This is a genomic window from Octadecabacter sp. B2R22 (assembly GCF_018861045.1).
Classification (GTDB): domain Bacteria; phylum Pseudomonadota; class Alphaproteobacteria; order Rhodobacterales; family Rhodobacteraceae; genus Octadecabacter.
Genome location: NZ_JAHKQJ010000007.1, coordinates 751,983 through 771,475, shown reverse-complemented (window position 1 = coordinate 771,475; position 19,493 = coordinate 751,983). Strand labels below are relative to the sequence as shown.

The following is a 19,493-nucleotide window of genomic DNA, read 5'->3' as shown; positions in this document are numbered from 1 at the left end:
GCGCACAGCGTACCTTTTAATCTTCTGTTACTGTTGGACATACGATTATCCCCCTAAAAAGTTAAAATAATTATTGTGTCTAAACCGAGCCGAGCTTCAGAAAAAAATGTACTGAACCAAGCCTTAAAAATAGAAATATTACTGTTGCGGCTCAAAAATATAGACCGGCGGTCGTGTAGAAATAAAAGTATTCCGATATTTTAGAGGTCTGTCAACAACTAGGTTAACCTGACGTTAACCTAGTTGGAGTGATCTTCCAGCCGCAGTTTATTGACTCGTGAGCTCCTGAACTTCGGCAAGGACGACTTCGGTCTTATCAAAAGATGAATCCGTTGAGGCAAGCGCGCGTCGTAAGTGCGTCACTGCATCTTCGCGCTCCCCCAGGGCGGATAGAACCATCCCATAATGGTAATTGGCCCAAGAATTATCAGGAATTTCCTCTAGTACGGATACCAGCACATCCTGTGCCGCTGCGTGATCGCCCTGTCTATGTAGCAGCCAAGCGTAGGTATCGCGCAGTTGTGGTATGGTTGAAACGCGCAGCTGCCCCGCTACCGAAGCAGCGCGCGCGAGCGTCTCCGGATCCTCTGGTGCGTAATCCGTCACCAGTGCAACATAATTGTTGGCGACCAAGGGGTTATCCGGATATTCGACAACCAGTTCATCCATAAGGCGTAACGCTTCGGCTACATCTTGGCGCCGCAGCAAAATCTCTACGAGTGGCATTTTTAATGTTGGCTCGCTAGGCAGAACTTCGAGTGCTGTTCGCAAGGTCGCTTCCGCATCTGCTGCACGTTCATTGCGCATTTGGTGCTTGGCGAGTGCGACATAAGCCATAGGGCTCTGCGGAAGAAATCTGATGACGGCCAAGTAGTCCGTCTGCGCCCTGTCGGCCTGATCGGTAATTTCGTTAAGCGACGCGCGCATGAGTAGCAGCGCTGGCGTATTGGGATACTGCTCAAGCAGATCGTTAATATAGTCCATTGCTGCCGCCGGATCATTCCGAGAAAGATGCCCGTTTATGATCTCAGCGACGACGCCGATATCTGACCCGCTCGACCCGATCTGCGCAAGCAGCGCCTGTGCTTCCTCCTCCTGTCCACGTCCGCGCAGGACAGCGATTCGAATTTTTTCGGAATCCGAAACCGCCAAAGGAGTGCCGAACTGACGCAGGGCGGTTGCAGCCAATTCAGCGCCGGCCCAGTCCTTTTGAGCCAGACGAAGCACGCCCAAAATCGCGACGAGCTGCGGCACATCAGCGTGCTTTTCTACTGCTGTCTCGACTATGGCCAATGCCTCATCGGACCTGCCGCGTTCTTGCAATACACCCACGGTATCTTGGACAATATCTGGCTGGTAATCCGATGCAGTCACCGCCTTAAGTAGGTTTTCTAGCGCCTGTTCTTGCTGACCCGCGCGCCAGTCCGCTCGCGCAGCAAGTTGCAGAAGCGATGGGCTTTCGGGCTCGACAGCGAGGCCCGCGTCGATATCGGCACGTGCTCCAGTAAGGTCGAGTGCATTGAGCCGGGACAACGCTCTGAAAGCCAGCGCATTAGCGTCAGCAGGATTGGCGGAGATTACGGTATCCACCTGTGCCTGCGCCGCCCCAATTTCCCCATCCTCGATCAAGTAGCGCGCGAACAAAAGGCGTAGCTTGCTAACCCGCTCTGGATTCTGTTCTGTCTCAATCATGCGCTCAAGGCTATTGCGTGCAAGGATAGGATCGCCGCGTTCGTTCTCCAGCTGAACCAGCGCAAGTTCGAATGGGAACGGGTCTTGTGCGGCACCGCGGAAGTCTTCCAGCGCTGTGCGCGCTGCCGATACACCGCCATTAACACCTGCTAGCTTGGCAATATCGAGCGCCAGAACTGCGTCGCCGGGGGCTACCAGATGCGCGCGCTCAAGCGCCACCTGTGCCTCTTCAAGTCGGCCCATACGGGTGTAGAAAACCGCGAGCGTCTTCAACGCCTCGATATTCTGCGGATTGGCCGCGACCATCCCCTTCAGGCGGTTTTCGATGTCGTTTGATAGAACCAGGGTGTCAAGTACGTCAGACGTGCCGCCATCGAGGGAAAGCGAGCTGTCGCCACCAAACCCATACGGCTCGAAGATCGTCTCGGGTGTTAGTACATCATCGAGCGTAGCGGCACATACAGCGGAAGCGTTACTCACGAATGAAAGGCCGCTGAATATAATGCAGCTTGCTATCAAAGGCTTGACGGAGCGTTTAGGTCTAGTCGCCATATATAGGAACCTTTCAATTATAGTCCGTAGGTATTTTGCCCCTCATTGCGTTGCTCAGCACTTACGGTAACGTGATGTAAAATTGTGTATAAAAAATTCTTAAATCGTTGAAACTATAAGCTGGGTCGCGACGACAAATCAAGCAACACAAGGACTTTCGCAAAGCGCTTCAGGTTGCAAATAGAACGAAAGCGGGCAGGGTGCACATTGATCAACGGCAGGCCGGTGAGCGCTATGCGGGTCAAAAAATGTATACTCCGCAGCCGCACTCCGCATCCCCAAAGCAAGACCGACACCCAAATCTGAGGGTAATAACCTGAAAACGGGTGAGACTGGTGAGTCCCATGTTTCCGATTGAACTGTCGTTAGGCCATTAGTTCTTTGAACTCGGGACATGGCGTGCAACTTTGTGATGATTATGCTTCGTTCTAAAGTTGGGCCAATGGCATTGCTGCCACTCAGCACATACAGAGCTTTGAGCGTGTTTGCGTGCTAGACTTGCGAAAACTTTGACGATATTGAAGCGGCGTTAGCGCTAACTGCGGTTTATTTCATAGAGGATGCCAAAAAATGGTCTCACGCGTGATTCCGGTCGAAGAATTCGACCTTGTGATTTTTGGCGGTACCGGTGATTTGGCCCGTCGCAAGATTTTGCCGGGACTGTACCGTCGTTTCCTATCGGGGCAAATGCCAGAAGGGTCGCGAATTATTGGTGCGGCGCGGGCCGATTTTGATAGCGATGGCTACCGTCAGATGATCCGCGAGGCGATTGCGGAATTTGGCGGCGAGGAGAAATCCGACACCGATGGCATCGAGAAGTTTGTCGCTCAACTGCACTACATTCCTGTGGACGCCAAGGGCGAGCAGGGCTGGAAAGAGTTACATGACCTGATCCGGTTTGAGTTGGTGAACGCCTTCTATTTCTCTGTCGCGCCAAGCTTGTTTGGCGATTTGGCGGAACGGCTCCATTTACACAAGATTGCCGACAGCAACAGCCGTGTGGTCGTTGAGAAACCGTTCGGGCGGGATTTGGAAACTGCGAAAGCGCTGAATTCCACTCTGGCCAAACATTTCGACGAAACGCAGATCTACCGGATTGACCATTATCTTGGCAAAGAAACCGTGCAAAACCTGATGGCCGTGCGGTTTGGCAATATGCTGTTCGAACCCTTGTGGAACAACCACTACGTCGATCACATCCAGATCACCGTCGCCGAAACCGTCGGCGTTGGCGGGCGCGGGGCTTATTACGATACATCCGGCGCTATGCGTGACATGGTGCAAAACCACCTAATGCAACTGTTGTGTCTGATCGCCATGGAAGCACCAGCCGAGTTTGGTGCGGATGCGGTCCGTGATGAAAAGCTTAAGGTTATTCGCGCGTTGCAGGACATTGACCCACACCACATGGTACGTGGTCAATATGATGCGAGCGGCGATGAGCCAAGCTATCGCGAAGACGCAGAGAACCTTAAGTCCCACACAGAGAGCTTTGTTGCGCTGCGGTGTGAGATTGCCAACTGGCGTTGGGCGGGTGTGCCTTTTTATCTGCGCACCGGCAAAAAACTAAAGGCCCGCACCTCAGAGATTGCAGTGGTGTTTAAGGATATCGGTCATTCGATCTTTCCGGGTGATGAGAAACGTCACCGCAATATTCTGTCAATTCAGTTGCAGCCCAATGAAGGCATTCAGTTGCAAGTGACAATCAAGGAACCAGGCCCGGGTGGGATGCGTTTGATTGACGTGCCACTGGACATGACTTTCGCGGAGGCGCTTGGACCAGACGCCGAAGATTCCACGGACGCGTATGAACGCCTGATTATGGATGTCATTCGTGGCAACCAAACGTTGTTTATGCGCGGTGATGAAGTTGAGGCGGCGTGGGAATGGACTGACCCGATTATTAACGGCTGGAAAGCCCGCAATGATGTCCCAAAGCACTATGATGCGGGGTCAGCCGGACCGGAAGACGCAATGATGTTGATGCATCGTGAAGGCCGCCGCTGGCGCGAGATTAAAGGATAAGACATGGAACTCATTGAATATCCCGACGCGGAAATGATGATGATGGACCTCGGTAACAGGCTTGCCGGAGAACTCGAAGGTTGCCTGTTGAACCATGACCGTGCGTCTTTTGCGGTCCCCGGAGGTACAACGCCGGGTCCGGTGTTTGACGTGCTTTGTGGCGCCAAACATATCGATTGGGCGCGGGTGGACGTGATGTTGACCGATGAACGCCGCGTGCCGGAAGATCACGAACGTTCTAACACCCGTCTTATCAAGAACCGCCTGTTGGTTGAGGCTGCGGCGGCAGCGAATTACGTGAATTACATCCCTGCGGATGATGCCACTGAGGCCGATCTGGCCGCAATGTCAGGCAAGATTGCAGCGCATCTTCCGGTATCGGTGATGTTGCTTGGAATGGGCGCAGATATGCACACGGCCAGCATTTTCCCGAATTCGGCTGACATTGAGACTGCACTTGGGACTGATTTGAACTTGGCGTTTGTCCAACCACCTGATGGGCTTGAACCAAGGGTCACGTTGTCTGGCAAAGTGTTGCGAGACGCGATGTCCTGCCACGTTGTCATTATCGGCGCGGAAAAACGCGCCGCTTTAGAGCAAGCCCGAAAATTGAAACCCGTTGATGCGCCGATTGCCAGTGTTTTAGCGAATGCGGCCGTCCATTGGGCTGAAAGCTAGGAGAACATCATGACACCTGAAATGACAGCGGCTTGGGCTGCGCTACATGAGCACCATTCAGGTGTTGCGGATCGCCGGTTTGAAACTTTGTTTGATATGGCCCGCGCGGATACATTCAGCGCGAACACCGAAGATTTCGTTTTGGATTATGCCAAAACCAACTTGGACGCCGATGGGGTGGACTTGTTGTTGGAATTGGCGAAAGCCGCCGACCTAACTGCGCGCCGTGATGCAATGTTTAGCGGCCAACCGATCAATGAAACCGAAGGTCGCGCAGTATTGCACACGGCATTGCGCAACATCGATGGCGATCCGGTATTGGTCGACGGTCAAGATGTCATGCCAGAGGTGCGCACGACGCTAACCGCAATGGAAAATTTCTCCGATGCTGTTCGGGATGGGTCATTTCAGGGGCAGGGTGGCAAGATCACAGATGTCGTGAATATCGGCATTGGTGGGTCTGATCTTGGACCCGCGATGGCTGTTCTTGCGCTGGCACCGTATCACGACGGACCTACTTGTCATTTCGTGTCCAACGTAGACCCAGAAGACATCCGTCAGGTGCTTGGCAAATGCGATCCGACGACGACTTTGGTGATTGTGGCCTCAAAGACCTTTACGACCATTGAAACGATGACCAATGCGCGCACCGCCAAAGCCTGGATGGGCGAAAGCGTCAGCGATCCAGCAGCACAGTTTGCGGCCCTTAGTACGTCTGATGAAAAGACGGCCGCGTTTGGGATCGCCGCTGAACGGGTGTTCGGGTTTGAGGATTGGGTTGGCGGGCGCTACTCCATGTGGGGTCCGATCGGGTTGTCCGTGATGATGGCAATCGGTGTGCAGGGTTTCCGTGCATTCTTGAATGGTGGCGCACAAATGGATCGCCATTTCCAAGCCTCAGAAGGCGCACAGAACGTACCGCTGATGCTGGCGTTGGTTGGCATTTGGCACAACCAGATTTGCGGATATACAACACGGGCTGTGCTGCCTTATGACAACAATCTCAGCCGCTTACCGGCCTATCTTCAACAACTTGAAATGGAGAGTAACGGCAAGGGCGTGTCCATGGACGGTGAAGATCTGACGATCAATTCCGGCCCCGTGGTTTGGGGCGAACCGGGCACCAACGGGCAGCACGCATTCTACCAGTTGATCCACCAAGGCACGCGGGTCATCCCGTGCGAATTCTTGGTCGCCGCTACGGGACATTCCGAAGAGCTGCATCATCAACATCAACTTCTTGTGGCCAATTGCCTCGCGCAGTCCGAAGCCTTGATGAAAGGTCGCGACCTTGATGAGGCACGCGGCAAGGTTGCCGATAAGTTTGAAGGCGCAGAACTTGAGCGCCAAGCGAAACATCGTGTGTTCCCGGGTAACCGTCCGTCTGTGACGCTTGCCTATCCAAAGCTGACACCGTTTAAATTGGGCCAGATTATCGCGCTTTATGAACACCGTGTATTTGCCGAGGGTGTGATCCTCGGCATCAATTCCTACGATCAATGGGGTGTGGAGCTTGGCAAAGAGCTTGCAACCGCTTTGCAGCCAATTGTTGAAGGCGCGGACGCATCCGGAAAAGATGGGTCGACTGCGGCTTTGGTCGGTTACCTACGGCAACAAGGCCTCTAACACCCCAAGGACATTGGTACATTTCAACGCAGCGCAAGAAATCGTGCGCTGTGAATGGCCGTGCCTTCGCTGCATTTCTTAAACGCTCATCTTGGGGAACTGGATGAACCGGTCACCGGTCTTGGTGCGCGGCGGCATTTACGTAAGTGTAACGGCACTTGATTTATGAGCCCGTCTGCGTGATCCTCCGCAAAAAAAAAGACGAACGCCATGTGGCGTCGCATTCAAATTGAGGAACCGATCATATGACCACCTACTTCATCACCACGGACGTTACGTCTCAATATTCAACTCTAGAGCTAAGTGATCAGCTCTTGATTACCGAGGACGGTTCGATTGTAAACCAAGGCGGTTTCGGCGTTTATGCGGATGAAATGGTGTATGACCTCAGCATTTCTGTTTTTGGTGACATCTATGCCCGAAACTCTGGGATCCTTCTTGGCGGGACAGTCGGCGGTTCTTTTGAAACGACATTCCAAGCCAGCAACACCGTTCTTATCGGCGAAGATGCAACAGTCGCGACCGGGAATGACTTCGATACGGCTATACACCTGTGGGGGCTCGGGAATTTGCTCACAAACCACGGGAACATCTACGCGACCGTTCAGGGGGTAACGTTCTCGGGTAGTGGGTCCACAGTCGTGAACACGGGCTTGATCAGCAGCGTCGAGGATGCTGCCGTCGAATTCGGATCACAGACCGACGCCGGCCAGTTTTCGAACGAAATCACCAATTCAGGGATGATTACCGGAGAGAGAGGCATCGTCGCGTCCAGCAATTACGGGTCATATATCGACAATTCCGGACAGATCGTTGGCCAGGATGGGTATGCGATTTATCTAATTGCGTCAGCCTCTTCGACTGAGGAAGTTGTTATCGACAACTCTGGCCAGATAAGGGGCACGTCCGGTGCGATCTATAACGCTGGCGATGCGACGACGGTTTCCAACTCTGGGGAATTGCACGGTACTGTCTATCTCTCTGTATTAGACGATACCGTGAGGAATACCGGAAGTATTTTCGGCACTGTCATTTTGAACAGTGGGGACGACACGTTTATTCAAAACACAGGCATCCAAGAAGGAGATGTCTATGGCGGGGCTGGCAATGACACCATCATTGTTCGCGGCGGCGGTGTTGATGGCGTAATTTATGGCGGGTCCGACGACGACACTTTTGTTGCGCGTGTCGCGGGCGTCGAAGTGGACGGCGGGAGCGGTTATGATGAAATCTATGCCTCTGCTGACGTAACCGCCCTTGATGGGGTGGAATATATCCGCTTGATGGGCGCGTCTGATGCGGCGGCGACAGGGGATACCGGTGACAACACTATCATCGGTAGTCTGGGCAGAAACGTGATCGAAGGTCTTGAGGGCGAAGATTTGATCCTCGGCAACGGCGGTAATGATGAAATTTACGCAGGGGCTGATGATGATCGGGTCCGCGGCGGTGAAGGTTCAGACGTGATCAACGGCGGCGCTGGCAACGACGTTCTTCTAAGTGATGGCGGCGATGATGCGCTCTTTGGGGATGCCGGAAACGATATCATGCGTGGTGGTAGTGGCGACGACTATTTGACGGGCGGTGAAGGCGCGGATGTCATGGACGGCGGCACCGGCGCTGACGTGTTCGTTTTTGACGATATGAGCGAAGTCGGCATAAACACGACGACTGCAGACCGGATCAAAGGGTTCACTGCGGGAGAAGACAGGATCGATGTGTCTGCCATTGAGTTTTCGTTCCGTGGCACAAGCGCGTTTACGTCAAGCGGCGATGCTGAGATCCGCTATTTCGTGAACGCTTCCGGACATGCAGTCATTAACCTTGATGACAATGGAGACGGCTCAACGGATGGCTACATCCTTGCGCTGAACACATCGGCACTGACGGCGGATGATTTCCTGCTTTAAGCCTGAACCGCACCATCGCGGGTCATCAAAACATCTCTGAGCGCGTCCGGAAGGGCGCGCTTGGTGTTGTCCAAATTCAAGAGCACCGCAACACAGGTGCCTGTGGTGGTGATTTGTCCGTCCACGAAGGTAGCGTACTCCATTGTAAAGCTGGTGTTTCGCAGAGCCACGGTGCGGGTCACATTGATATAGCTCGCGCCGCGTTTCACTTCAGCTTTGTAGTCTAACCCCACTGATTTCACGACGAATTTCGGATCATCACCCGCAAGGTCGTAGATATCATAGTGATCAAGGTAATGAACACGTAGGGTTTCATACCAACGCAGGTAGGCCACGTTATTGACGTGGTTCAAGGCATCGATTTCGCCAAACCTCACGCGGTCAGCCATTCCAAATGCCCACGGCGCAGGGACACCTGCGTCGCGGAGGTCAGTCGGACCGAGCGGCGTGAGATAAGGTGTCGTCATACCGCAGCGGTCACGATGATTTCGACGCGGTAGCCTGTGGTTGCGAGTTTAGCTTCGCCTGTCCAACGCGCAGGTGCGCAACCTTGGGCGACCCACGCATCCCACACAGCGTTCATGTCAGCGAATTCCGTGGCCATGTCAGCGCACCAGATTTGGGCGGTGATCAATTTGGTTTTGTCCGTCCCGGCTTTGGCCAGCAATACGTCAATCTTTTCAAGGATCGCTGAGGTTTGCTCAGCAACTGTGCCGCCTTCAGCGCCGACTTGACCGGCAAGGTAGGCAATGCCGTTGTGGACGACGGCTTGGCTCATGCGGGCGCCGGAATCGATACGTGTGAGGTTTGTCATGTGTGGTCTCCGTTGGTGCTGAGAAACTGGAGCGGGTAACGGGAATTGAACCCGTAACTAAAGCTTGGGAAGCTGCCGTGATACCTTTTCACCATACCCGCCGCGGGGATTTGGATACGCTTGAGAAACGGCGGCGTCAATGGAGGCGGCGCTGAATTTTTTATAGCATTAACGCTGCGCCGCCCAGTCGTTTTTTGACAGTTGGTAGCAAAGCCATTCGTCCGTTTTGCCCGCGACGGTTACAGCCTTTTGAGTCACAAACTGTGCACCCAGTTTCGCGGTCGCTTTCTGGCTTCGGATATTGGTGGGCGCAATGTGAAACCAAATAGAAGTGACTGTCTTGAAGGCGTGCGAAAGCATCAGTGTTTTCATCTGTCGATTGATCGTCCCACCCCAGTGATCGTGACTAACAAAGGTAAAACCAATCGCGATGCCGTCTGCGTCTTCGTCAGGCGTATAAAACCGTGAACAACCGATGATATGGTCGTTCAGGACCACCACAAGAGTTTCGCGACTTGCCAGCAAACTGTCGAAATATGGGTTGAAGATATCGGGTTGGTAGCGGTTACTGGCCGGATGGCCAGCCCAAGTCAGTGGATCGCGAGCCGCTTTGAAAAGGTCCGCACGGTCGTTTTCCAGGAGGGGACGAAGGGTGATTGGCCCGTCGGTTAATGTGGGCTGGCGATCGACATTATTCACCTTGAACGCCGCCGCCGTCTGCCACCATCACCGCTGCCGCCCGTGTTAAAGCTGACGTCAGGCAAAGGCGCGATAGAACGCAGAATGGTGAACGGGTCCGTGGCATGTGGGATCGCGTTGGCGTTGACGAAGTGTTCTTGGAACTTCGGTTCAATCGCGGTTTCGACCTTGGTGATTTCGCGGACCGTCTTTTCGATCGAGGCGCGGGCCTCGACGGAACAAAGCGCCATGCGGGCGCCTGTTCCAGCGGCGTTTCCTGCGGACGTAACTTTGTCGAGCGGCACATCGGGGATCATGCCCAGAACCATCGCGTGCTTGGGCGAGATATGCGCGCCGAATGCGCCTGCCAAAACCACGCGTTCCACGGTGTCGGTTCCCATTTCATCCATCAGAAGACGCGCACCTGCATAAAGCGCAGATTTTGCCAGTTGGATCGCGCGGATGTCGGTTTGTGTGACGGTAATCAGAGGGCCGCCATCGGCTGTGCCGTCATAAATCACGTAGGAATGGGTGCGCCCTTCGGGGATGCTGCGCGGCGTTCCAGTTTGTTCGGGCGATCCGATCAGACCTTTGGCGTCAAGAAGGCCGGCCATGCGCATTTCGGCAACGGCTTCGATGATGCCGGACCCGCAGATACCAGTAACGCCGGTTGTCGCGATAGCGGCGTCAAACCCGTCTTCGTCAGACCATGTGTCAGAGCCGATGACCTGAAAACGAGGTTCCTTCGTCGCAGGATCAATTTCGATGCGTTCAATAGCACCGGGGGCGGCGCGTTGACCGCTTGAGATTTGTGCGCCTTCAAATGCGGGGCCCGTGGGCGATGAACAGGCCAGCGTTTGCGTTGTATTACCTAGCAGGATTTCGGCGTTGGTTCCAACGTCCACAACAAGGGTGAGTTCTTCTTGCTCACCGGGGGCTTCTGATAGCGCGACGGCGGCTGCATCTGCGCCGACGTGGCCTGCGATACAGGGCAGGATAAACACCCGTGCGGCAGGGTTCATGCAGGTCAGGTCTAAGTCCGCCACATGCAGCGACAGCGATTTGCTGGTCGCCAGGGCAAATGGCGCTTGGCCGAGTTCAACAGGGTCAATGCCCAGCAAAAGGTGGTGCATCACAGGGTTACACACGAACACGGCTTCCATGATCTGACTTGGCTGGATTTCAGCCTCCGCCGAAAGCGTGTCGGTCAATGCGTTGAGCGCGGTGCGCACAGCGGTGGTCATTTCCACGTCACCACCGGGGTTCATCATGGAATAACTAACCCGCGACATCAGGTCTTCGCCGAAACGGATTTGTGGGTTCATGATGCCGCTGGACGCCACAACAGTGCCGTTGCGCAGATCGGTCAAATGGGCGGCAATGGTGGTGGACCCAAGGTCGATCGCAAGACCATAGAGGCGCGTTTCATCATAACCGGGATAAATGTCGAGAATACGGTGCTCGCTGTCTTGGTGGCCCTTGTGAAGCACCACGGTGCAGGTCCATTTGCCTTTGCGTAGGGTGGGTTGGAGCTTGCGCAGCACAGACATGCCAGCGGTGACACTTTCGATGTCCCATTGGTCTTTTAGCGCAGTTGCGAGGCGTTCAAGATCACCCGTTGGCGTGTGCATGTCGGGTTCATCGACTTCGACGTAGTAGGGGCGCACAGCCGGGTCCATGATCATTTCGCGGGCGCTGGCGGCCTTGCGGACCACTTGGCGGTGAACTTGAGACTCTGGTGGCACATCGATGACGATATCGCCTTGCACGGTGGCTTGGCAGCCGAGGCGACGGCCATCAATCAACCCGCGTTTGTCTTTGTAGCGTTGTTCAACCGAATTCCATTCTGACAACGCCCCCTCTGACGACGTCAGCCCGTGTTTTGGGAATTCGCCAAAGCTGGGCTGAATTTGGCATTTGGAACAAATTCCACGCCCGCCGCAGACCGAATCCAGATCGACGCCCAATTGGCGGGCTGCTGTCAGGATCGGGGTGCCTGCTGGAAAATGTCCGCGTTTGCCCGAAGGGGTAAAGACGACGAGTGGATCGGTGCTCATGAAAGGTAGTCCTGCCTAGTTTTAAGTATCTTAGCGGGCGGGCCGGCAAGTTACAGCCACTTCACGCCGTCTTATTGTTCAGGAACGTCATGAGGTGGGTTCAGGCGCTGCGTTCGTGAAAGATAAAGCCGAGCAAATTCAGCAGGATTTGCGCGGCTAGAATGCTGGTTGATCCTGTTGGGTCGTAGTCGGGCGCGACTTCCACAAGGTCGATCCCGACGATGGTGTGGGTCTTGGCGACCTGCTGGAGCATTTCCAGCACCTCGTAATAGAGAAACCCGCCGTGGGACGGCGTTCCAGTGCCCGGTGCGATTGACGGGCAGAACGCATCAATGTCGATGGTGATGTAAACCTTAGCGCCGTCTGGGATGCGTGCGATGGTTTGCACGGCACCAAGGGCGCGTTGTTGGCGCACTGACAGGATGTCCGATCCCATTTTGCGCGCATCCTCGTAGCCTTCTTTCGCGGTGGAGCTGACGTTGCGAATGCCGACTTGGGTCAGCCCTGTGACGTATGGTTTGTCAGCGGCACGGCGCATAGGGTTCCCGTGGCCGTTTCGCACGCCATGGCGTTCATCGACAAAATCAAGGTGAGCATCGATCTGAAGGATGTGAATGTCGCCTTGATCGTCAAACGCATTGATACAGGGAATATTGATCGAATGATCACCACCAATGGTGACGGGCAGGGCGCCAGCGGCGAGGGCAGCACGTACACCTGTTTCGATGTTTGCATGGCTTTTGATCGTGTCCGTGTGGACGATATCCGCATCGCCCATATCAACGATACGAACATCACCGCCCAGATAGGTAGCATCGTCTTCGTGATCGTAGGCACCGGCATGACCGAATGAAAACAAGGTTGAGGCTTCGCGCACCGCGCGTGGCCCGAACCGCGCGCCCGAACGGTATTGCGTCCCCGCATCAAAAGGCGCGCCAAGTACGGCGACGTCTGCATCAATCAAAGACCAGTCCGCCACGTAGGGCCGTTTGCCAAAGGTTGCGATCCCAACAAAGGGTAGGTCGAGTCGTCCGCTGTCATATCCATGTGTCATGGTATGAGATTGGATGCTTTGGTGGATGGGTTCAAGCGATGGTGTCGGCCCATTGATAGATTCCGACGCCATCGGCGCCATCGATGAAATCATCGGCAGAAAAACCACCAAGATCGACGTTGCGGATCACCAGCCGCCAATCGCCATCCCGCACAACCACGTTGCTTCCGACTTGTGTGGCGTGGTCCGTGAACAGCTCAAACGCATCATTGGCCGCGTGGGTGGAATTGCCCGTTGGAGAGAGCCAAAGAAAATCGCTCCCCATCTCGAAATCGCCAATGACCTGTAGGGCTTCACTTGCTTGTTCAATGCCGCCGAATATAAAGACAAAGGCATCAGCGTCCGCACCGCCAAACAGGCGCGCGTCGCCGCCTGTGCTGCGAATAACGTCCGTACCGCTGTCTCCGCGTAAAAGGTCGTTATCACCGTCGGTTCCCAGAACGTCGTTTCCCGTGCCGCCGATCAGAACATCACGTCCCGCTCCGCCGAACATGACATCGTTTCCATCCGCGCCAACCAACCGGTCATCGCCATCGTTGCCATTTAGCGTATCATCACCAAGGCCGCCGTTTATGAGGTCCGCTTGTGAGCCGCCATAAGCGCGATCATTTCCGACACCCAATCGAAGGGTCATAGGACCTGCATCGGCCTGAACGGTGACGTAATCATTGCCCGCGCCGAGGAAGGCGTCCCGGCCGTTGCCACCCAAAGTAACATGATCAGAATACCTCGTGGTCACGAGGCTTTCGGTCCCAATCTCATCGTGCAGGACAAGCCCAACCTGCCTTTCGACGTCGAGCTGCTGGGCCGCAAGGCCATAGACCAAGATGACTTGCGTATAGAGTTCTTCCATCGTTTGGGGAGTTGCAAAGACGTCGTCAATATCGACGGAATTTATAATTGCTTGATAAAGATGGGTGTCTTGCTGGCCCAAGTCTTCGAGGGTTGTGCTGTAATCAATCCAAAGCTCAATACCATCTACTTCGCCTGAAACGAGATCGGTATCAGGGTCAGCAATCAGATTGGTCCCAACGAGTCTGAAGATGACGGCGACGTTTTCGTCGATGATGCTCGTGTACTCAATCTCGGTTTCCATAACCGCTCCAACTACTTGTTACGACACGAATGTATGTTGGGTTATTTGCAAGGTAAACGGCCCGCTGTGGGGAATGTCGTCCGCTGCGCGTCAGTTTTGGACGGCAAGTCTGCGGGTTCGGGCCGAATTCGTGCAAAATGCACCTTTCCCTATGGGCGTATCCGTGCGAAAGGACCATGCCTAACGACGCCATGCTCAGGAGAGATGTAATGGAGATTCGCGAGGCCCTCACGTTTGATGATGTATTGCTGGTTCCGGGGGCGTCGAGCGTCCTTCCGAGTACCGCAGATACCCGCACGCGCGTAACGCGCAGCATTGATTTGAATATCCCTTTGCTGAGTTCCGCAATGGATACGGTCACCGAAAGCCGTATGGCCATTGCCATGGCACAAGCTGGCGGCATGGGCGTGATCCACAAGAACCTCAACGTCGATGATCAAGCCCGCGAAGTACGTCGCGTAAAACGGTTCGAAAGCGGGATCGTTTACAACCCTGTCACTCTGCGCCCCGATCAAACCTTGGCAGAGGCCAAGGCCTTGGTCGCTCGCTATAACTTCACGGGCTTCCCTGTCGTCGATGCTCAGGGCCGTGTCGTTGGCATCGTGACCAACCGTGACATGCGGTTTGCAACTTCCGAGGATCAGCCGATTTCAACCATGATGACAACGGATGACTTGGCTATTCTGCGTGAACCGGCCGATCGCGACGAAGCTATATCGTTGATGAAATCCAAGCGCATCGAAAAGCTGTTGATCACGGACGACAAGGGCGGGCTGACTGGTCTTTTGACGTTGAAAGACACCGAACAAGCCGTGTTGAACCCGACAGCCTGTAAAGACGGCTTGGGCCGTTTGCGCGTCGCGGCGGCAACATCCGTTGGCGATAGCGGCTTTGAACGCACCCAGGCGTTGATTGACGCTGGCGTGGATATTGTGGTGATCGATACGGCACACGGCCACTCTGAAGGGGTAATCGCTGCTGTTGAACGGGCCAAAAAGCTTTCCAATGAGGTTCAGATTATTGCGGGTAACGTTGCGACCGCTGAAGCCACCAAAGCGCTGATCGGTGCGGGTGCGGACGCCGTAAAGGTTGGCATTGGGCCGGGATCTATTTGCACCACCCGTATGGTCGCGGGTGTGGGCGTACCACAGCTCACCGCGATCGCTGATTGTGCCAAGGCTGCGGGCGATGTGCCAATTATCGCGGACGGCGGGATCAAGTTTTCGGGCGATTTTGCCAAGGCGATTGCGGCGGGTGCGTCCTGTGCGATGGTCGGGTCTATGATCGCCGGCACAGACGAGTCCCCCGGAGAAGTCATTTTGTATCAAGGCCGTAGCTTTAAGTCTTACCGTGGTATGGGCTCGCTCGGCGCGATGGCGCAGGGCTCTGCGGATCGGTATTTCCAGAAAGACGCCGCCAGCGACAAACTTGTTCCCGAAGGGATCGAGGGGCAGGTGGCCTACAAGGGGTCTGCATCTGCAGTTGTCCACCAGATGGTTGGCGGTTTGCGGGCCGCGATGGGCTATACTGGCTGCGCGACAGTCGAAGAGATGCGCAAGAACTGTCAGTTTGTGAAAATCACCGGTGCAGGGCTTAAAGAGAGCCATGTGCATGATGTGCAGATCACGCGCGAGTCTCCGAATTACCGCGCTCAATAGGACGCTGGGGATATGACACCTGCAGCACGGGTCGCGGCGGCGATTGAAATCCTTGATGATATCCTCGCCGGTCTGGTGCCTGAAAAGGCGCTCACAGGGTGGGGGCGTTCGCATCGGTTTGCTGGTTCGAAAGATCGCGCGGCAATACGCGATCATGTGTTTGGTGCTTTGCGGTGCCGCGCGTCTTATGCGTGGTTAGGTGGTGCAGAAACAGGGCGCGGAATTATGCTCGGCGCGATGCGCTCTGCGGGTCTTGTTGATGAGGTGTTTACCGCAGAGGGTCACGCGCCTGAAGTGGTTGGTGCAGATGAAGTCGCTGGCGATCTGGCTGACGCCCCACGGGCCGTCCGGTTGGATCTGCCTGAATGGCTCCTGCCACTGTTTGATGAAGTTTTGAAAGCTGAAGCCGACCCTATTCTGGAACTGCTACAGTCTCGGGCTGGCGTGTTTTTGCGCGTTAATGTCGCAAAAGGCGATGGTGCGGCCGCTATGGCGCTGTTGGCCGAGGACGGGATCGTTTGCGAACCCGTAATCAACATTAGCAATGCTCTTCAAGTTATTGAAAACGAACGCCGTGTCGCGTTGAGTCAGGCCTATGAAGATGGATTGGTTGAACTACAGGACACCTCTTCTCAGGTGGCTATTTCAGATCTTGAGATCACCAAAGGGCTGCGGGTACTGGATTATTGCGCGGGTGGCGGCGGTAAGGCTTTGGCAATGGCCGCGCTTGGTGCCGAAGTCAGTGCCTATGACATCGATCAGGCGCGGATGCAGGACATTACCCCGCGCGCGCAGCGGGCTGGCGTCACGATTGAGGTTCTTTCCTTAGAAGATCTAGAGAACGCTGAGCCGTTTGATTTGGTGTTGTGTGATGCGCCCTGTTCGGGCAGCGGGACGTGGCGGCGCACGCCTGCCGCGAAGTGGGACTTAACCGCTGAGAGGCTCGCTGAACTTAACGATATGCAAGACGATGTCTTACGATCGGCCGCACCTTTGGTGGCGCAGGGCGGCTCTTTGGCCTATGCGACCTGTTCCATTTTCGAATGTGAGAATTCTGAACGTATTAACGGTTTCTTGACGGCCAGCCCTGAGTTTAGTGCGCTGTCGTCTCGATTGATCACGCCCCATGCGAAGGGAGACGGTTTCTTTTTGGCGCGACTTCAGCGCAATTAGAACGCCAAACACGACCCGACCGGCAACCTTGAGTTGCATTTTCTTTGAACGACCTTAGGCTCCTGAGATACTTAAGGGGGAGTTAAGGTTTATGCCGTCTATTTGGACGGACGATTCGAAGGGATGACACCACATGGGAATGAGCGGGCGTGACTGATCACATCGATCCTGATGCAACGATGCGGCCAACCCTTGAGGGGGCAAAGCCCGCAGGTCCAAAGACCACACCGCAGTGGGCCTTGGTCTTGCTCGGCGCATCTGCAATCCTGGGCACAGCTGTCGTGGTTGATGTCCAAATTCGCCTCGGTTTGCTGGCTTTTGGGTCAGCGGTTTTGTTGTTTGCATTGGCCCTATTGATCGGTGGCGCAATAAAGGCTCGCCAGCAGGCTGCGGCCCGTAAAAGCGTGATTTCTTTAGTGGAACACGACCCCTCACCAAGCTTTTTGACCAACAGTGACGGGATTATTCTCAGCCGTAACGATCGCGCGGCGGCACGGTTCAGGGATCTGAACGTTGAGAGCCTTGGTCGTGTCTTCGCCGAGATGTTTGCGAACCCGAGTGCGGTCATGTTTCGCATTCAAAACAAAGCGCAAGCCCTTGGAAGTGCACGAGAAGATATCGTAACCCGCAAAGGGCACGTGCGCCTGTCGGTGAATGCGGTTGATGACACCTCGTTTCTGTGGCGATTGGAAGACCTGTCTGATCGTATGGGCGTCGGGAGGTCCGCCGACGCATTGAGCCTGCCGATGTTGACAGCCGGCCCAAGCGGCACCGTTCTTTATATGAACGAAGCTTTTCGGCGCTTGCTGGGCGGCCGCGCCAAGAACCTAGAGGGCGTTTTTTCGGATTTACCGATCGTATCGGGGCAAGTTCATCATGTACGGTGTGAGTCAGGTTTGAGCGAAAGCCTTGTTGCGGAGGTGCCAAGCCACGGCGGCAGAAGCGAAATCTATCTGTTGCCGTCAGATACCATCGGGGAGGGAGCCGCGATCCTAACAGAATGGGACGCGATTGAAGAATTGCCCGTCCCGTTGCTGAAGATTGGACTTGATGGCGGAGTGCTGTCCTCCAACCGGGAAGCACGGATGTTGCTGGATCACAAGATCGGGGCGGGAACGCGATTTAATGATCTAGTGGAAGGGTTGGGTCGCCCGTTGAACGATTGGATCACCGAGACGTACCAAAGCAAAATCCCGTCCGCGCCGCAGTATCTACAATGCGTGAACGATAGTAGTGAGACGTTCTTGCAGGTCTCACTCAATCCGGCGGGCCGTTCGGTGGAACCGCATGTGATTGCCGTTCTTAATGATGTGACCGAGTATAAAAACCTGGAACAACAGTTCGTGCAAAGCCAGAAGATGCAGGCGATTGGGCAACTGGCTGGCGGTGTGGCCCATGACTTCAACAATTTGCTGACAGCGATTTCGGGCCATTGTGATTTGCTCCTGCTGCGGCACGATCAGGGTGATAGTGATTACTCCGATCTTGTGCAGATCCATCAGAACGCCAATCGGGCAGGCGCGCTGGTTGGGCAGTTGCTTGCCTATTCTCGCAAACAGAACCTCCAGCTTGAGGTTTTAGACCTGCGCAACACCCTGTCGGACAGCACACATTTACTGAATCGTCTCGTCGGAGAACGGATCACGCTGACCTTGGATCACGATCCGGCCCTAAATCCGATCCGTGCGGATAAACGGCAGCTGGAACAGGTCCTCATGAACCTTGTCGTAAACGCACGTGACGCGATGCCAGAGGGTGGGAATATCCGGATTGAAACTGAGAACACCGTGTTGACCGAGGGTTTGACCCGCGACCGCGTCACGGTTCCACCTGGAAATTACGTTGTCTTGCGGGTTCATGATACTGGGTCGGGAATTTCGGAAGACAAACAGACCAAGATTTTTGAACCCTTCTGGACCACTAAGAAAACGGGAGAGGGAACGGGGCTGGGGTTGTCGACCGCTTACGGGATCATCAAACAGACCAGCGGCTTTATATTCGTTGATTCCACCGTCGGTGTCGGTACGAGCTTTAGTATCTTGATCCCAAGTCATGATGGCCCGATTGATCCCGTTGTTTCAACGCCAGTGGTTGAATCCGATATGACATCACAAGGGGATGGAGTCGTGTTGTTGGTCGAGGACGAAGCACCTGTTCGCGCCTTTGCCTCCCGGGCATTGCGACTGCGCGGCTTCACGGTGCTTGAGGCGGAAAGCGCCGAGGCCGCTCTGTCGATGTTAGCGGATAGTGATCTCGAGGTTGATCTATTTCTCACCGACGTCATCATGCCAGGCAAAGACGGACCAACGTGGGTAAAAGAGGCGCTGCAAGATCGGCCCAATGCAAAGGTCGTATTTGTATCTGGCTATGCGGAGGAAGCCTTTGGCGAGGCGCAAAAAAGCATTCCGAATTCGGTTTTCCTGCCCAAACCATTCTCCCTCAAAGAGCTGACAAAGACCGTCTATGGCCAGCTCCACTAG

General features: G+C 54.9%; 14 protein-coding genes and 1 tRNA gene. 7 read left to right on the top strand and 8 right to left on the bottom strand.

Going from position 1 to position 19,493, the window contains the following annotated elements:
* Positions 1–267: 267 nt before the first annotated feature.
* A complete protein-coding gene (locus KO486_RS09240; protein ID WP_216036939.1) occupies positions 268–2,172 on the bottom strand; it encodes a tetratricopeptide repeat protein in 1,905 nt (634 codons plus the stop codon).
* Between the two features lie 642 nt (positions 2,173–2,814).
* On the opposite strand from KO486_RS09240, the gene zwf reads away from it, so the two are divergent.
* From zwf to KO486_RS09220, 4 genes are all read left to right on the top strand, one after another.
* A complete protein-coding gene (gene zwf / locus KO486_RS09235) occupies positions 2,815–4,269 on the top strand; it encodes a glucose-6-phosphate dehydrogenase (RefSeq protein ID WP_216036938.1) in 1,455 nt (484 codons plus the stop codon).
* Between the two features lie 3 nt (positions 4,270–4,272).
* Complete coding sequence (pgl, locus tag KO486_RS09230) at positions 4,273–4,947, top strand: 6-phosphogluconolactonase (protein ID WP_216036937.1); 675 nt, start codon at positions 4,273–4,275, stop codon at positions 4,945–4,947.
* A gap of 9 nt (positions 4,948–4,956) precedes the next feature.
* Entirely contained in the window at positions 4,957–6,573 is a 1,617-nt protein-coding gene (pgi, locus tag KO486_RS09225) for a glucose-6-phosphate isomerase (protein WP_252734632.1), read from the top strand.
* A 245-nt stretch (positions 6,574–6,818) separates the two neighbouring features.
* Positions 6,819–8,483 carry a calcium-binding protein gene (locus KO486_RS09220; RefSeq protein WP_216036936.1) on the top strand — a complete coding sequence of 555 codons (1,665 nt, stop codon included), beginning with the start codon at positions 6,819–6,821 and terminating at the stop codon, positions 8,481–8,483.
* Here KO486_RS09220 and KO486_RS09215 read toward each other — a convergent pair.
* From KO486_RS09215 to KO486_RS09185, 7 genes are all read right to left on the bottom strand, one after another.
* A complete protein-coding gene (locus KO486_RS09215; RefSeq protein WP_216036935.1) occupies positions 8,480–8,950 on the bottom strand; it encodes a thioesterase family protein in 471 nt (156 codons plus the stop codon). The two genes, KO486_RS09220 and KO486_RS09215, sit on opposite strands and share 4 nt — an antisense overlap.
* Positions 8,947–9,297, bottom strand: coding sequence for a RidA family protein (locus KO486_RS09210; RefSeq protein WP_216036934.1), 351 nt, complete (start codon positions 9,295–9,297; stop codon positions 8,947–8,949). The genes KO486_RS09215 and KO486_RS09210 overlap by 4 nt, the downstream gene beginning before the upstream one ends.
* Before the next feature lie 27 nt (positions 9,298–9,324).
* Positions 9,325–9,398 (bottom strand) — tRNA-Gly (locus KO486_RS09205).
* A gap of 67 nt (positions 9,399–9,465) precedes the next feature.
* Positions 9,466–9,996 carry a GNAT family N-acetyltransferase gene (locus tag KO486_RS09200; RefSeq protein WP_216036933.1) on the bottom strand — a complete coding sequence of 177 codons (531 nt, stop codon included), beginning with the start codon at positions 9,994–9,996 and terminating at the stop codon, positions 9,466–9,468.
* Positions 9,993–12,032: an ASKHA domain-containing protein gene (locus KO486_RS09195; protein WP_216036932.1), complete on the bottom strand. Its 2,040-nt coding sequence runs from the start codon at positions 12,030–12,032 to the stop codon at positions 9,993–9,995. Before KO486_RS09195 ends, KO486_RS09200 begins: the two co-directional genes overlap by 4 nt.
* A gap of 100 nt (positions 12,033–12,132) precedes the next feature.
* A complete protein-coding gene (speB, locus tag KO486_RS09190) occupies positions 12,133–13,086 on the bottom strand; it encodes an agmatinase (RefSeq protein ID WP_216036931.1) in 954 nt (317 codons plus the stop codon).
* A gap of 31 nt (positions 13,087–13,117) precedes the next feature.
* Positions 13,118–14,182, bottom strand: a complete 1,065-nt coding sequence (locus tag KO486_RS09185) for a calcium-binding protein (RefSeq protein WP_216036930.1) — start codon at positions 14,180–14,182, stop codon at positions 13,118–13,120.
* A 209-nt stretch (positions 14,183–14,391) separates the two neighbouring features.
* Here KO486_RS09185 and guaB point away from each other — a divergent pair, with 209 nt between their 5' ends.
* The 3 genes from guaB to KO486_RS09170 all read left to right on the top strand — a co-directional run bounded on the left by guaB (position 14,392) and on the right by KO486_RS09170 (position 19,493).
* The gene (gene guaB, locus KO486_RS09180) at positions 14,392–15,840 is read left to right on the top strand and encodes an IMP dehydrogenase (protein WP_216036929.1); all 1,449 of its coding nucleotides are present in this window, start codon (positions 14,392–14,394) and stop codon (positions 15,838–15,840) included.
* Positions 15,841–15,852: 12 nt separating this feature from the next.
* Positions 15,853–17,013, top strand: a complete 1,161-nt coding sequence (locus KO486_RS09175; RefSeq protein ID WP_216036928.1) for an RsmB/NOP family class I SAM-dependent RNA methyltransferase — start codon at positions 15,853–15,855, stop codon at positions 17,011–17,013.
* A gap of 149 nt (positions 17,014–17,162) precedes the next feature.
* Positions 17,163–19,493 carry an ATP-binding protein gene (locus KO486_RS09170; protein ID WP_303435030.1) on the top strand — a complete coding sequence of 777 codons (2,331 nt, stop codon included), beginning with the start codon at positions 17,163–17,165 and terminating at the stop codon, positions 19,491–19,493.